This window comes from Odoribacter sp. (assembly GCF_985060555.1).
In genome coordinates this window covers 1-14054 of the sequence record NZ_CFKYFN010000004.1, presented here as the reverse complement: position 1 = coordinate 14054, position 14054 = coordinate 1, and the positions used below count along the sequence as shown (strand labels likewise).

The window sequence follows — 14054 nt, the reverse complement described above, 5'->3', positions numbered from 1 at the left end:
GTTTTATACTTTATAATCATCTGACTATCAACTCTTATTAAGAGATTCATAAAAGTTCCAAAATTTTTCCCAAACGACCACCAAAAAAACGTCCGTTTTTTTGGTGGAATTTTATTTTCAGAACATGTCATTTTTGTATAAAAATATTATTGTGATAAGACAAATATGGTGCTGACCCCGGAACTTTTACCTGATATCCTGTCGGATGATAATATATGTATACACATTTTATACATACTTTTCGGGGAGGTAGTATGATATTGTTAACTAATAATGCAAAAGAGGTATGAAGCTGATTGATTTGATCGATGATATGGAAGTAAAAAAGTGGGTCTTGATATTTTGTATCCTTGGCGTGTCATTTACCGACAACGTCGGAGATATAAAACTGGCTGAGGTATTCAGTAATAAAAAAGTAAAAGAGTGGGTCTTGATATTTTATATCGTTGGTGTGTCAGTACTTGTTTTAAAGGAATCGATAAAAATATAATAATGGTTTCGATAAAATGGATTTAAATAAACGAAGTAGCGATTAAAAAATAAAAGTATGGGAAAAATGTTTTTAATAAGGGGGGGCTGATCAGTAAAAAACATGATTTATAATCCCCTGAATGTGTGAGATAGTAATAGTCAGTAATGGCTTGAATTTTAATTAATTATAATTCTTTAGTTATGAACAGAAAATGGAAATTTACAGGTTTTGTGCTTGCAAGTGCATTGTTGCTTGGGTCTACAGGGACTTTTCTCGTAGGCTGTAAGGACTATGATGATGATATCAGTCATTTGCAGCAACAAATTGATGCTAACAAAAAAGCAATTGAGGGTATTGAAGCCCAAATCAAGGCAGGCGCCATCCTGACCAAAGTAGAGTCGGACGGTGCAGGCGGAGTGAAAGTGACTTTGTCCAATGGTCAGACCTATCATATTGAAAAAGGGGCCAAGGGAGAAGACGGAGCTCAGGGGATACAAGGACCCGAGGGCCCACAAGGCCCGATGGGTCCGAAAGGAGATGCTCCTACTTTTACAATCAATGAAGAAGGGCATCTGGTGGCAAGCTGGTCGGATGGCACGAGCAATGATTTAGGGAAAGTGACTCCTGAATTACCCGAAGTGGAGTTTACTATAAACGCTGACGGTCACCTGATCTATAACGGAAAAGATCTGGGGTCCATCAAAGGCGAACAAGGCGAACAAGGCGAACAAGGTCATTCTCCAAACGTTTCTTTTGAGCGAAGAGAAGACCATCTGTTTGTGACGGTCGATGGTAAGGAAACGGATCTGGGTAAGATCAAAGGGGAACCCGGAGCAACTCCTGAACTTCCTGATTTCCGGTTTTCAATTGATCCTGCAAGCGGCGATCTGACTGTTTCTGACGGAATGACAACAACCAATTTAGGTCAGGTTGTGGGTTCTATTAGCCTGGAAAATGGAGTATTCTATTATACTACCAGCAAAGGTAAGACAGAAATCGGTAAAGTTTCTTTCAAAGATGTCAATCTGAATGTACAGAATGATTATCTGTATATCGGAGAAACCAAGGTTGAACCGGCCATCCGTATGAATCAGAACATATATATACAGGAAAAAGAAGGTTACGTTGTTATCAATCTGCCGGGTAAAGATACTGATGAATATCGTCAGGTGATTATCCCGACCCAGAGCATTTTCTCTCAACGGCTCACCAGCATTGCGTTTGTTCCGCAGTATTACCACGACGGAGTTCCTGCTATTATGTTCAGAACTTTGGCATACCATGAACTAGGGGAAGATGAAAATGCCGAAGTCGAAATAGAAGAAGTCGACGCAGTAGGGGGTTATGATGTTAATCTTAATATTAACCGGTATAAGTTTTTCACCTCTGCACTTGCTACAGCAAAATATCGTCTGAATCCGCAGAGTGTGGGTATGGACTGTGCCGATTTCTCATTTGTAGGTGACAAAGCTGATTACATCTTTACCAGAGGCGGAGGAGCTGATGCTCCCATTTCTATCGTAGGCAAACCGGTTGATAAAAATGGGGTAGCTGTATTTACAGTGAAGAAAAACAAGAAACTCAACCCGGGACAGGAAGTCGATCCAAATAAGGATCTGGATATCGTTGCCCTGAAAGCGGTATTGAAAAAAGGACTGACAGAAGAGGAAATGACTTCCGGAGCTAAACCTGAAGTATATTCTGAATATGCTCATGTGAATGAAACTTGCTTTACCCCAGCAGAGGTGTTTATCTCTGATTCTATGATGCTGTTAAAGAACAACCAGATGCATCATTATGCCCGTACTTTCGATAAAGCAACAATGGAAGCACCAAGGTATCGGGTGCCTTTTGATAAGCCTTTTAATCTGCGTGAGAAAATTGCTACCTGTTTGTTAAATCAACAAGGACATGAACAGCTGGATCTGGCAGCTTATGATTTGCGATATGCTTTTGCTAAAGCATCAACACCTTATATGGTAAGCAACGGCGGAGCAACGCAAACCGATCAACAAACCGTGATCGAATGTACAGATGCAGAAAAGGGTATTTTCAGCATTGTAGGAAACAACAGAGAATCCATCGGCCGTACCCCGATAGTAAGGGTTGATCTGGTTCACAATGGAAAAACAGTTGTCCGTGCTTTTATAAAACTGGAAATTGTTGCTGAAAAAGAAACGGATATCGTATTGAATAAAAAAGCAGAGACAATTACTTTAAGTTGTCCGGACGATGTAGTGAACATGGAATTCTCAGAAGAGGAAATCCGTAATGGTGTCTATCGGATTATCCAGGAAGGTGGTATGAGCCATGAAGAATTCTGGAATACTTATGAATTCTTGTCTGCAACAACAACTCCGATGGGTATTACTGTGCCGACTCTGGAATCTGGTAACAGCACTGACGGCCAGTTGACCAAGAAAGTATGCTGGAAGTTTACCCACCGTGAAATCGGAAACTTACCGGTAAACAGTTCTAAAACACTGACGGCACAATTAGTATTGAAGAATAAAGTGTCTACTTCTTCTTGTCCGGAAAAGGTGATCTTCACATTCGAGATCAGCGTTAAACGTCCTGCACTTACTCTGACAGTCACAGAAAATGAACAGTATTGGAATACCCAGAAGAGTGCTTATAATGTTAATGTTGCAATTCCGCAGAACGCACATGATGTGGCTGAAAACTGCATTTTCGACAATGCTATGGGACGGCAGATCTGGGTGAATGCCCCGGTTTTAGAAGGTTGGGATGATTGTATCTTCAAATCAGATAAGTGGAATTACCGAATAACCGCTGTTATTTATAATGGTGAAAGAACTACTTCGTTTACAGGTGTCCAGCTGACAGGTGCCCGTGAAAATGCCCGTATTATCCTGGACAAGTCGGATAATCGTGTAAAAACAGCACTGAATAGCCTGAACGGGTTACAGGCTGAAATAGAAATGTATACAGAAGCCTATAACGGAGACGTTTACTCATTGAAGAACTTCCTGGTGAATTTCATTCGTCCGGTAAACTTTAATCTGCCTGCAGGTTTGTCTGTAAAAGATGCTCAGGATGACGGGGATGTCGTGAACTTCCAGTATAACGGGTTGCTGACAGACTGGAGAAATGAAATGATCATTAAAGAAGGAACAGCAAATATTCCTTATTCACAGTACGACTGGGTGAAAGACTGTGGTGAAATACATGGTGAATGGATTCCTGCCTATCAGAAAGTGGTGACACCGGCCAAGTGGGAGTTTGAAACTGAAGAGGTGACTATTCAGACTGGACAATTGCTGTATTCAGCTACTATTACACTGTTTACCAGACCTGATATATTCTCTAGCAGTTGGTCTAAGTATAAATCCTTTACGGCTCAAGGACGTTCAGCAGCTGAAGCGCAGCAAAATGCAATGGCGTTGGCTAAAGCTAAAGAGCCTAATGAAGATTTTTATGACGGATGGGACGGCACTAAAGCTTATAGATACACTAATCTCCAAGAGATGACCGCTTCAAGTGAAGTTACTTTTACAACTGTAACTGGCATTACTTATACTCCGGCAACATACGAAACGGTGGAGGCAGAATGGAAACCGATTTTATGTAATGAGAAACCGGTATATGATCCTTCTGTGGTGCATCAGGTAGGAGATAAGGACGGTTGCTGGACCTGGAAGGAAATTAAGGCATTTGACATGGTTCAGACGGGTCAGTACTGGAATTTCTACGGTCCGTTCGGGGATGTTAAGCTGGATCTCGGTAATGTAAAAACCAACCTGCAGTATAATAACTATCAGTTACCGGTATCCGTTACTTTGGAACAAATAGGTAACACGGTTAAATATGTGAATGTAGGTTCTCCGATTAAGGACGAATACATGATTATGATTCCTGCAACAATAAGCTATGGTTGGGGTATTCTTAATGGTACTTTGACAATAACTGTAAAGCCGGTTTAATACCGGGTATGGTTGTGATTCCAGGATTGGGAGGTATTTGCCTCCCGATCTTTCTTCTATAAAATGTCTGATGTGCTAAAAGCTAAAAATATGAAAAGAAGTTTATTACTGGCTATCGTTTTATTTTGTGCAGAAATCTTATTTGCACAAAAGGGAAAAGAGGAAGCCGGGATTATTTTCAATCCACACTGGTATTTGCAGTTGCAGGGAGGAATGGGGTATACCGTGGGGGAAACCGGCTTTAAGGACCTGATATCACCGGCCGGAGCTTTGTCTGTGGGGTATCAGTTCTCGCCTGTCTGGGGACTTCGCGGAGGCTTTGGCGGTTGGCAGGGTAAGGGTGCCTGGTCGGAATCCACCCGGGATTATAAATTCAACTTCCTTCAGTTGAATGCAGATGTTGTGTTTAATCTGAGCAACTGTATCGGCGAATTTAACCCCCGGCGTTGGGTGAATACTTATTTTTTGCTGGGTATAGCAGGCAATCATGCTTTTGACAACGATGAAGCAGTTGCCATACATGACGAAGGATATACGATGCGTTACCTTTGGCGCGATAACCGTAATTTCGTTGCAGGACGTGGTGGTGTCGGATTTGATTTCCGGATCAGTAATAGCATTTCCTTTAATATAGAGGGAAATGTAAATGTACTTTCCGACCATTTTAACTCCAAAAAGGCGGGTAATGCCGACTGGCAGTTCAATGTTCTGGCAGGGTTTAGTTGCCGTTTGAATAAAAAACACCGCAAGGTGGAAGCTCCCCGGGAAATCATTTTTGAGGAGACTGTGCCGGTCGTAACAAAGGAAGAACCGGTTTCTCAGCCCGTGCTGCAGGAAACGAAGCAAGACCTCATAGACTCTGCTGCGCTTACTGCCCGTCAGGATATTTTCTTTGCCTTGAACTCTTCGGTGATTCTGGCGAGCGAAACAGCCAAAATCGATTCCTTGGTAGCTTTTATGAAAACACATACAGAGACACAGGTGGTGATTACGGGTTATGCTGACGTGCAGACCGGAAATCCGCGTTACAACAAAGTTCTGTCGCAACGGCGGGCAGAACAGGTGGCTGTATTGTTGACTGTTAATGGTATCTCCCGGGAACGGATAACTGTGTTTGCCAAAGGGGATACAGAACAACCTTTTCCTGTGATGGAACAAAACCGAGTGGCCATTTGCCTGATCGGTAAAAAATAGACAGAGCCGTCTGACTTTCCAAAGAGGGTGTCCAAAAAGTATTTGGCACCCTCGATTTATTCGTATCCCTATTGGAGACTGAAATCAAATATCCGATTCTACAAAGGGGTATTTTGCCTTTTTGGACACCCTCTCTTGTTTTAAATGCTCCGTTAGAAGCCTTATTCTTGTTTTTATAATATCATACCAAGGACTGTTTTTCAAAACACAGCAGCTATTTTCTTTATATTGTTTAGCTTTTCACGCAAGGAGTTATTCTTTCGTGCTACCTGTATATTGTAATCCGTTTGCATTCTTACAAGCAAATCAGCATTGATACCCAAAGCTGCCTCTAAAAGCAAGGCAAATTCTGTTGTTATCGGACGTTTTGCATTTAACGCCTCATTTAAGGCTGAATAAGACAAACCAAATTTCTTCGCAAATTCCTTTTGCTTTATGCCTCTACATTCCAATTCTTCCTTTACCAATTCGCCTGGATGATAGGGACGGAATGACTGTAAATTATTTGCTGCTATACCCATAGTTCCTCCTATTTATAATGATTTGTAATATCCACCAAAGAACATATTTCTATGACTGCTTGATTACCCGCATTAGTTATTTCCCGAAATTCAAGCCTATATTGGTCATTGATACGTAAAGAAGAAAGTCCTTTTTTATCACCTTTCAACTTTTCATAGTTCAAAGACCTATACTGATATAAATCTTCCATTCGAGAGGCATTTAGTAAAGCCTTGACACACTTCAAATAACCATTGACTATTTGAGGTTGAAAACGATGCTTCTTATCATCGGTCTTTCCTTTTTCATAAAGTTCTGCCAAATATTCCTTTTCAAACTCTACATTCATATAGCTACTCTTTGATGACACAAAGATACGAAACAATTTGCACAATTCGCAATATTAGCGAATTATTTTCGACAACAACCATTAAAGACACTCTTCTACTCCTCTATTAGAACAACCCAGTTATAACAAATGAGGCAGGACAACTATTGCCCTACCCTTGTTTTAAATGCTTCGTTAGAAGCCTTATTCACCCTTTAATCAACTTTTATAGATATTACCAGTTTAGAGGGTCGCTCATATCCTTCTCCTTAGACACTTTATTTTCCACGACTTCTTTAATTTTCATGACCTCTTCATTGCAAGAACGCCTCCAAAGTTCTTCCTTAATAATTCTTTCTTTTCGGTGCTCTTTTGATTCACCATACAAGAATAACAAAAAAGCCGCAATGATAGGGGTTAATATTATGGCTATGAATACCCAAAAAGCCTTATCTCGCCCACTTCTATCTGTTGATGCTCAGTAGTCGGGATGACAAGATTCGAACTTGCGGCCACACGCCCCCCCAGGCGTGCCGGTTCAGCCACTCCTGCCTCTTTCCTTCCTGACGGAGTAAAGATCCGGCGAATCTTGCCGGTATACCTATTTGAATCCCTGGAAACGAGTTTTATTCACCGGATCAAAGATAGCATGTAATCTTTCAGTAAAAAAACTCAATGAATTATCTTGTAACATTTTCGTAACAGAAAGGAGTTTCCTATTTTTACAGCCGCAAAATTCAGAATCTTAAAAAATGGATTATGGAATCTTTGATGTACTGAAGGTAGTTTTCATATCTTTTCCAGATGGCAGCCGCTGACATTTGTTTGAGCCTTCGTGCAATTTGCAGCGGAGACAGTTTGGGTTCGCTACGTATCATCATGTGTATATGGTCTTTGTCTGTTTATCCGGCTGATGAGCAAAGGGTTTTGTTCGCCGAGACCTTCGGCTGTTGTCGTTTTGTCTATAATTGGGCATTGAACCTTAAAATCACGGCATACAAGGAGCGTAAGGAAACGCTTGGCAATGTATATTTGACGAATCTGATGAAGAGCGAACCGAAAGCGGAACACGAATGGCTTTCAGAAATCAGTTCCCAGTCCTTGCAGAGTGCGTTACGCAATCCTGACACAGCCTACACCGACTTTTTCCGTAATACTCATGCGGTTGGCTTCCCCCGTTTCAAGTCACGTAAGGACAGGCAGAGCTTCCTCTGTCCGCAGCATTGGCGTGTGGATTTCTCCAAAAGCACAATTACGATTCCCAAAGCCAAAGATATTCCAGCCGTGCCCCGGATCAAATCCGGTCTGAATTTAGATAAATGATTTCAAAAACTTTTACCTTTGTACAAATTTAGGCAAATGAAGAAAATTGATTTATTGTTGACACGGCATGGGGAGACCATCGAAAATCAACGGTATGTTCTCCAGGGGCAATTGCCGGGAACACTTTCCCCTTTAGGAAAAGAGCAGGCAGTTGTTTTGGCAGAACAATTGAAGCAAGAACCTTTGGATGTAATCGTATGTAGTGATTTGGCACGTAGTTACGATACAGCAAAGGTCGTTGCCGGTTACCATGGAAAACAGCCTCAGCCGACTCCTTTATTGCGGGAGATGGACTGGGGGATATATACCGGCGAAACGCTGGCGGATGTGGATTGGGAGCATTTGCCTCCTAGTGTCGAGTCGGTGGATGAGTTGTATCATCGGGCAGGAGAATTTGTGAATTACCTTCGGGTGAAATATGCCGGTAAATGTATACTTGCAGTCGGGCACGGTGCTTTTAACCGGGCGATTCTGACTTATCTGAACGGAGGAAAACCGGCCGATATGGTCGATCTGCCTATCATGGAAAATACTTCTGTTATCCGGTTAAGTATATAATAGATAAATTCGGGATACTAAAATAAATGATAATCATATGAAAATATACACTCGCGGAGGAGATAAGGGGAAAACGAATATTCATGGCGGACAGCGTGTAGATAAAGACGATATCCGGATAGAAGCCAATGGGACGTTGGATGAGTTGAATTCTGTCCTGGGATTGATTCGTGTGTTGATAGGAGAGGGGCATGAGTGGCAGGAGATGTTGTTTTACCTGCAACGTTCTTTGATGGTGGTGATGTCGCATGTGGCCACTCCGGCTGCCTTGAGGGGACAAAATCCGAATCGGCTTCCGGAAGAACCGGATGTGTATTGTGAGCGGCAAATCGATTTTTTTAATGCAAAAATACAGTATCCGTCCACTCATTTTATTTTACCCGGAGGGAACCTGGTATCGGCCCAGTGTCATGTGGCCCGGACTGTGGCCCGGCGGGCGGAGCGTCGTTTGTGGACTTTGAACCGGACGGATCCCGTCGAACCGGTTATCCTGCGTTTTGTAAATCGCTTGTCGGATTTGCTTTTTATCCTGGCCCGGTACGAAATGGATAAAGAAGGGGCTGAAGAAGAGCGTTGGCGTGATTTCTTATATAAGAAAAAATAGCGGGTCTCCCTTGAATAATCCTTGCAGCAATCTGTGATAAATATGGAAAAGATAGAGAAAAAAAAACTACGTCCGATTATGTTTGTCGGGACTTGTTCGGATGCGGGAAAAAGTATCCTGAATACGGCTTTTTGCCGTATTTTCAGACAAGACGGCTATCGGCCGGCGCCTTTTAAAGCGCAGAATATGTCGTTGAATTCCTGTTCTACGCCGGAGGGAGGAGAAATCGGAAGAGCTCAGGCCGTGCAGGCGGAGGCATGTGGGATCTTGCCGCATACGGATATGAATCCGGTTTTGTTGAAGCCGTCCACCGATCAGACTTCCCAGGTGATATTGAACGGCAAGGCTGTGGGGAATATGTCCGCCCGGGAATATTTTCGTTCGGGGAACAAAACGCAATTATTTACCGAGGCCGTGAAGGCATTTCATCGTCTGGAGGAAAACCATAATCCTATCGTATTGGAGGGGGCCGGTAGTATCTCCGAGCTTAATTTACGGGACAGGGATATCACGAATATGCGGATGGCAAAAGAGGTGGATGCTGCGACTTACCTGGTGGCGGATATCGATCGGGGAGGAGTGTTTGCTTCTGTTTATGGTTCCGTGATGTTGCTGCCTGAAGAGGAGAGATGCCTGATCAAAGGTGTCATTATCAATAAATTTCGCGGCGATGTGTCACTTTTCGAGGAAGGACGGCAGATCATCCGGGAACTTACCGGAGTGCCGGTGGTCGGTGTAATCCCTTATTATAAAGATATTCATATCGAAGAAGAAGATTCTGTCGCTTTGGAGGCAAAAGCTTCTGCTGCTGTGGCAGGGAAGATCAATGTGGCGGTGATTCGTCTGCCGAGAATGTCTAATTTCACCGATTTCAATGCATTGGAGAGAGACGGGCGTTTCCATTTATATTATACGGATAAAGCGGAGGAGATCGGTAAAGCGGATGTTATCATTCTGCCGGGAACAAAAAGTACCATAGCCGATTTGCAGGCTATTTATGCCAACGGGGTGGCCGAAGCTGTGGTGAAGGCCTTCCGGAAGAAGAAAAAAGTCATCGGCATTTGTGGCGGGTATCAGATGATGGGAGTGCGGATCGAGGATCCCGGGCAGGTCGAAGGTATGCAAACCGCGACCGACGGATTGGGTTTACTGCCTCTGGTCACGGTGATGCAGGATGCGAAGGTGGTTTGTCAGAGTCATTTCCGTTTTAAGAATTATGAATCGGATTGTGCCGGTTATCAGATTCACATGGGGACGACGACACCTTTACACGCGGGAGGGCGGCAAACAACGCTCAATACCCTTGCGGACGGTACAACCGACGGTTATCGGTTGAACGCAGACTGCTGGGGAAGTTATATGCACGGTATCCTCGACAATCCGGTTGTTTTAGACGATCTGGCCGCAGGTTTCGGAGTGACTGCCGGCAGTGGTTTTGATTACAGGGCTTTTAAAGAACGGCAATACGACCTTCTGGCCGGTCAGGTACGGAAAGCTGTCGATTTGGACTATATTTATTCAACTTTATTTTTATAACTATGATTCACGGACATGGGGATGACCTTTATAAATCGCAGGTGCAAATAAAAGCGAACTTTTCGACAAATGTCTGGTATGAAGCGGATACCCGTCCCTTGTGTGATTTTTTGAGTACACATCTCGAAGGTATTTTTCATTATCCGGAACCGGATGCCGGTTCTTTCCGTAAGGTGGCTGCTGCCTGCCACGGGCTTACTCCCGAACAGGTTTTGGTCGGAAACGGGGCTACGGAATTGTTCTATATGGTGGCTCATGCTTTTTCCGGTAATCGTACGTTGATACCTGTCCCGTCGTTTACGGAGTACGAAGATGCATGTACCTTGTATGACCATCATATCCAATTCGTCGGGCAGGTGGATGTGGAGCATATTCCCGAACATACCAATCTGATGTTTATTTGTAACCCCAATAATCCGGACGGACGAATCTGGAGTCTGGAAGAAATTACGGCTTTGGTGAAAAATTATCCGGATATGGTGCTGGTTGTCGACGAATCGTTTATTCATTTTGCTCCCGGGACGGAGTCGGCTTTATCACTGCTGAAAGAATATTCGAATTTGTTGGTTATAAAATCGATGACCAAGTGTTATGCTATTCCGGGCTTGCGTTTGGGATATATGCTGGGAAATCCGGCTATCGTCGAATTTGTGGCTTGCTTCGGGCAGCCTTGGTCTGTGAATGCGCTGGCGATAGAAGCCGGGAAATTCTTGCTCCGGCATGGCGGCGAAGGTTTGCCGGATGCTTCTTTGTTAAGGATCCGGCAGCAGGAGTTCGCTGCACAGATGGCCCGAATTCCCGGATTCCGTCCCTTGCCTTCGGGAACGTCTTTTTTTCTCGTAGAAACGGATTACAACAGTTCGGCTTTAAAGAAATATCTGTTGGAGGAACATGGACTATTGATTCGGGATGCTTCCAATTTCAGAGGATTGGATACGCACTATTTTAGGGTGAATACCCTGACTGAGGCAAAAAACCGGCTCCTGTTGGAAGCATTGGAAAGTGTAGATAAAGTCAAATTAGAGCCTTATGAATGAGGTGTGGCTGGTTATTCTTCCCTTGATTGCGGGTTATTTGCTGGATCTGGCCTTTGGGGATCCCCGGACAATCCCGCATCCTGTCGTGGGGTTTGGAAATATGATCTCTTGGGCGGAACGGCATTTCAATTGCGGCCGATTCCGGAAATGGAAAGGGGCTGTCGTGGCACTGTCGTTTCCTTTGTTTGCCGGTATGGCCGGTTGGGGGATAACCGTCGGGACACTGGCCGTTGGGGATTGGTGTTTCTGCATTGTTGCGTCTGTCTTTGTTTTTTATGGATTGGCTAACCATAGCCTGATCCGGGAAGGGAGAGAAGTCGTCGATATATTGAAAAAACAGGGCGTGGAGGCGGGACGCCGGCGCCTGTCCTGGATTGTAGGCAGAGATACGTCGGAATTATCGCCTAAGGGAATATATACAGCTGTACTCGAAACGATGGCAGAGAATCTGAGTGACGGGGTTGTGGCTCCTTTATTTTATTATGCTTTGGGCGGATTTCCGGCTATGATGGCTTATAAGATGGTAAACACCCTGGATTCGATGATCGGTTATAAAGATGAGCGTTACCGGCAGTTCGGTTGTATGGCAGCCCGTTTGGACGATGTATTGAATTATATCCCGGCCCGGTTGACTGCTTTGTTTATGGCCCTGGTAGCCTATCGTCCCGGTCTGTTCCGGTTTATTTTCCGTTATTGCCACCAGCATGCCAGCCCGAATTCCGGTTTCCCGGAATCGGCTATGGCGGGAATTTTAGATTGCCGGTTCGGCGGTGCACACGTTTATCACGGTTTGTTGGTCGAGAAGCCTTATATCGGGGATAACGACAGAGAAATAAGCTATGCCGATTTCCGGATCGCAGTCCGGGTGAATCACATGGTAACTCTCCTTACGGTAGTATCGATCGTTGCGGTTTACCTATGTGTGTTTATCAAATAAAGAACGGGGGAAGATCTCCCCAATAAAAGTGAATATAGCTGGCAGTGACATGCCCGGAACGATAAACCGGCGTATCGACTTCCATTCCTTTGGCATTCGTTACCCGGGCAATGGATGGCAGGGGGCTTTGGCCCGGGATTATGCGGGAGTAATGGAATTCGTGGCCCCGGTATTCCTGCCCGTTCAGAAAAATTTTGCGATATCCGAGTTTTAATTTCATATTTTCCATCGTTGCTCCTTGCGGTAAAAAACCGCACATCGGATAGGAATGTCCGTCTGTATCGGTAATATATTCTCCGAGGTACATCATTCCCCCGCATTCGGCAAACAGGTGTCCTCCGTTTTGGCAATAATTCAGTATCGACTGCCGCATCGTTCGGTTTTCACTCAAACGGGAAAGGTAAAATTCCGGGTAGCCTCCGGGTAAATACACCAGGTCGGAGACGGGAAGTTCACTGTCATACAGCGGACTGAAAAAAGTGAGTTTGCCTTTTTGTTCCAGTACACGTAAATTTTCCGGATAGATGAAATTGAAAGCTTCGTCACAGGCGATGGCAATACACATGTCACTGGCATGGCTGTTTGTTTTTCCCGGAAGACAGGACGACGGGGCAGTTGCACAGGAACAAATATCCAGCAAACGGTCGATATCCACCGTCTGTTCCACCTGACAGGCGATCCGGTCGGCAAATTCATCGAAGCAAAACTCACTATCGATGTTCAGGCCCAGGTGGCGGGAGGGTATTTCGATGCCTTTGCATTTGGGCAAATATCCCAGTGCTTCGACGCCGGCATCCCGGCAGGCTTGTTGCAGGTAGGTGTAATGCGATTCGGAACCGACGAAGTTGAATACAGCTCCTGCGATTTGGATATCGGGACGGAAATGTTTGAAACCATAGAGGATTGCTGCGACGGTGTAAGCGGTCGACCGGGCATTGACCACGAGGATAACGGGAAGATGCAACAGGCCGGCAAGTTCGGCGCTGCTGCCTGCCATATTGTCGTATCCGTCGAAAAGTCCCATAACACCCTCGGTGATGCAGATGTCTGCCGTTCGGCTATGCCGGGCATATACCTCTTGTACATGTGTCGCTGAAGCCATGAAGGTATCTAAATTGTATGACGTTTGCCCGGCCGCAGCTGCATGGTGTTTGGTGTCCAGGTAGTCGGGGCCGCATTTGAACGGTTGTACTTTCAGACCGCGGTTTTTCAGCGCACGCAATAATCCCAGCGTGAAAGTGGTTTTTCCGCTGCCCGACGAAGCTGCACCGATGAGAAATTGAGATGTGCGCATATTTTTTTCGCAAAGATAGTGATAAAAAACGAAAAACCAGACAGGTGGGATAGGGGCAACCGTCACACATCAATAACCGCTAACACTTATTTCAATTGATTGAGCCTATCTCTTAACGGTACACCGATAGCAGGACGTTCCGCCTTGTATTGCATCAATTTGTCATTTTTGCCATACAGCAGGAAATGAGGGATCGCGTAAATAATTACCGTTTCACGAGCAAAATATCGTTTTCATCCATACATTATCATTTTTACTTCACGATGATTTCGTCCGTGAACAACCAACCGCGTAAATCCTTGTCCGAACGGGCCTGGTAACGCACG

The 14054-nt window shown here is 44.5% G+C and carries 13 protein-coding genes and 1 tRNA gene; 9 read left to right on the top strand and 5 right to left on the bottom strand.

The window, feature by feature from the left end; translation table 11 throughout:
• Positions 1–286 precede the first annotated feature (286 nt).
• The 3 genes from AC5RDS_RS00840 to AC5RDS_RS00830 all read left to right on the top strand — a co-directional run bounded on the left by AC5RDS_RS00840 (position 287) and on the right by AC5RDS_RS00830 (position 5610).
• The gene (locus AC5RDS_RS00840) at positions 287–490 is read left to right on the top strand and encodes a hypothetical protein (RefSeq protein WP_046403161.1); all 204 of its coding nucleotides are present in this window, start codon (positions 287–289) and stop codon (positions 488–490) included.
• 182 nt (positions 491–672) lie between these two features.
• Positions 673–4416, top strand: a complete 3744-nt coding sequence (locus AC5RDS_RS00835; RefSeq protein WP_494222170.1) for a hypothetical protein — start codon at positions 673–675, stop codon at positions 4414–4416.
• Positions 4417–4506: 90 nt separating this feature from the next.
• On the top strand, positions 4507–5610 hold the full coding sequence (locus AC5RDS_RS00830) for an OmpA family protein (RefSeq protein WP_013612639.1): 1104 nt from the start codon (positions 4507–4509) through the stop codon (positions 5608–5610).
• Between the two features lie 200 nt (positions 5611–5810).
• On the opposite strand, the gene AC5RDS_RS00825 is transcribed toward AC5RDS_RS00830, so the two are convergent.
• From AC5RDS_RS00825 to AC5RDS_RS00810, 4 genes are all read right to left on the bottom strand, one after another.
• Positions 5811–6131: a HigA family addiction module antitoxin gene (locus AC5RDS_RS00825; protein ID WP_013612638.1), complete on the bottom strand. Its 321-nt coding sequence runs from the start codon at positions 6129–6131 to the stop codon at positions 5811–5813.
• An 8-nt stretch (positions 6132–6139) separates the two neighbouring features.
• Entirely contained in the window at positions 6140–6460 is a 321-nt protein-coding gene (locus tag AC5RDS_RS00820) for a type II toxin-antitoxin system RelE/ParE family toxin (RefSeq protein WP_013612637.1), read from the bottom strand.
• Positions 6461–6927: 467 nt separating this feature from the next.
• Positions 6928–6991 (bottom strand) — tRNA-Pro (locus AC5RDS_RS00815).
• A 185-nt stretch (positions 6992–7176) separates the two neighbouring features.
• A complete protein-coding gene (locus tag AC5RDS_RS00810) occupies positions 7177–7281 on the bottom strand; it encodes a hypothetical protein (protein WP_231964176.1) in 105 nt (34 codons plus the stop codon).
• Here AC5RDS_RS00810 and AC5RDS_RS00805 point away from each other — a divergent pair.
• From AC5RDS_RS00805 to cbiB, 6 genes are read left to right on the top strand one after another with little or no spacing between them, the layout of a single operon-like run.
• Positions 7244–7762, top strand: a complete 519-nt coding sequence (locus tag AC5RDS_RS00805; protein ID WP_013612636.1) for an RNA-guided endonuclease InsQ/TnpB family protein — start codon at positions 7244–7246, stop codon at positions 7760–7762. The two genes, AC5RDS_RS00810 and AC5RDS_RS00805, sit on opposite strands and share 38 nt — an antisense overlap.
• Before the next feature lie 36 nt (positions 7763–7798).
• Positions 7799–8320: a histidine phosphatase family protein gene (locus AC5RDS_RS00800; RefSeq protein ID WP_013612635.1), complete on the top strand. Its 522-nt coding sequence runs from the start codon at positions 7799–7801 to the stop codon at positions 8318–8320.
• 37 nt (positions 8321–8357) lie between these two features.
• Positions 8358–8924: a cob(I)yrinic acid a,c-diamide adenosyltransferase gene (locus AC5RDS_RS00795; protein ID WP_013612634.1), complete on the top strand. Its 567-nt coding sequence runs from the start codon at positions 8358–8360 to the stop codon at positions 8922–8924.
• A gap of 42 nt (positions 8925–8966) precedes the next feature.
• Entirely contained in the window at positions 8967–10460 is a 1494-nt protein-coding gene (locus AC5RDS_RS00790; RefSeq protein WP_118102884.1) for a cobyric acid synthase, read from the top strand.
• Positions 10461–10462: 2 nt separating this feature from the next.
• Positions 10463–11497 carry a pyridoxal phosphate-dependent aminotransferase gene (locus AC5RDS_RS00785; protein ID WP_013612632.1) on the top strand — a complete coding sequence of 345 codons (1035 nt, stop codon included), beginning with the start codon at positions 10463–10465 and terminating at the stop codon, positions 11495–11497.
• Positions 11490–12434 carry an adenosylcobinamide-phosphate synthase CbiB gene (cbiB, locus tag AC5RDS_RS00780; RefSeq protein WP_118108289.1) on the top strand — a complete coding sequence of 315 codons (945 nt, stop codon included), beginning with the start codon at positions 11490–11492 and terminating at the stop codon, positions 12432–12434. Before AC5RDS_RS00785 ends, cbiB begins: the two co-directional genes overlap by 8 nt.
• Here cbiB and AC5RDS_RS00775 read toward each other — a convergent pair.
• Complete coding sequence (locus AC5RDS_RS00775) at positions 12427–13728, bottom strand: cobyrinic acid a,c-diamide synthase CobB (RefSeq protein WP_494222169.1); 1302 nt, start codon at positions 13726–13728, stop codon at positions 12427–12429. The two genes, cbiB and AC5RDS_RS00775, sit on opposite strands and share 8 nt — an antisense overlap.
• Positions 13729–14054 lie beyond the last annotated feature (326 nt).

Coding starts and splice junctions, on each gene's coding strand:
- AC5RDS_RS00840 (WP_046403161.1), top strand. CDS start 287: ATGAAGCTGATTGATTTGATCGATGATATGGAAGTAAAAAAGTGGGTC.
- AC5RDS_RS00835 (WP_494222170.1), top strand. CDS start 673: ATGAACAGAAAATGGAAATTTACAGGTTTTGTGCTTGCAAGTGCATTG.
- AC5RDS_RS00830 (WP_013612639.1), top strand. CDS start 4,507: ATGAAAAGAAGTTTATTACTGGCTATCGTTTTATTTTGTGCAGAAATC.
- AC5RDS_RS00825 (WP_013612638.1), bottom strand. CDS start 6,131: ATGGGTATAGCAGCAAATAATTTACAGTCATTCCGTCCCTATCATCCA.
- AC5RDS_RS00820 (WP_013612637.1), bottom strand. CDS start 6,460: ATGAATGTAGAGTTTGAAAAGGAATATTTGGCAGAACTTTATGAAAAA.
- AC5RDS_RS00805 (WP_013612636.1), top strand. CDS start 7,244: ATGGCAGCCGCTGACATTTGTTTGAGCCTTCGTGCAATTTGCAGCGGA.
- AC5RDS_RS00800 (WP_013612635.1), top strand. CDS start 7,799: ATGAAGAAAATTGATTTATTGTTGACACGGCATGGGGAGACCATCGAA.
- AC5RDS_RS00795 (WP_013612634.1), top strand. CDS start 8,358: ATGAAAATATACACTCGCGGAGGAGATAAGGGGAAAACGAATATTCAT.
- AC5RDS_RS00790 (WP_118102884.1), top strand. CDS start 8,967: ATGGAAAAGATAGAGAAAAAAAAACTACGTCCGATTATGTTTGTCGGG.
- AC5RDS_RS00785 (WP_013612632.1), top strand. CDS start 10,463: ATGATTCACGGACATGGGGATGACCTTTATAAATCGCAGGTGCAAATA.
- cbiB (WP_118108289.1), top strand. CDS start 11,490: ATGAATGAGGTGTGGCTGGTTATTCTTCCCTTGATTGCGGGTTATTTG.
- AC5RDS_RS00775 (WP_494222169.1), bottom strand. CDS start 13,728: ATGCGCACATCTCAATTTCTCATCGGTGCAGCTTCGTCGGGCAGCGGA.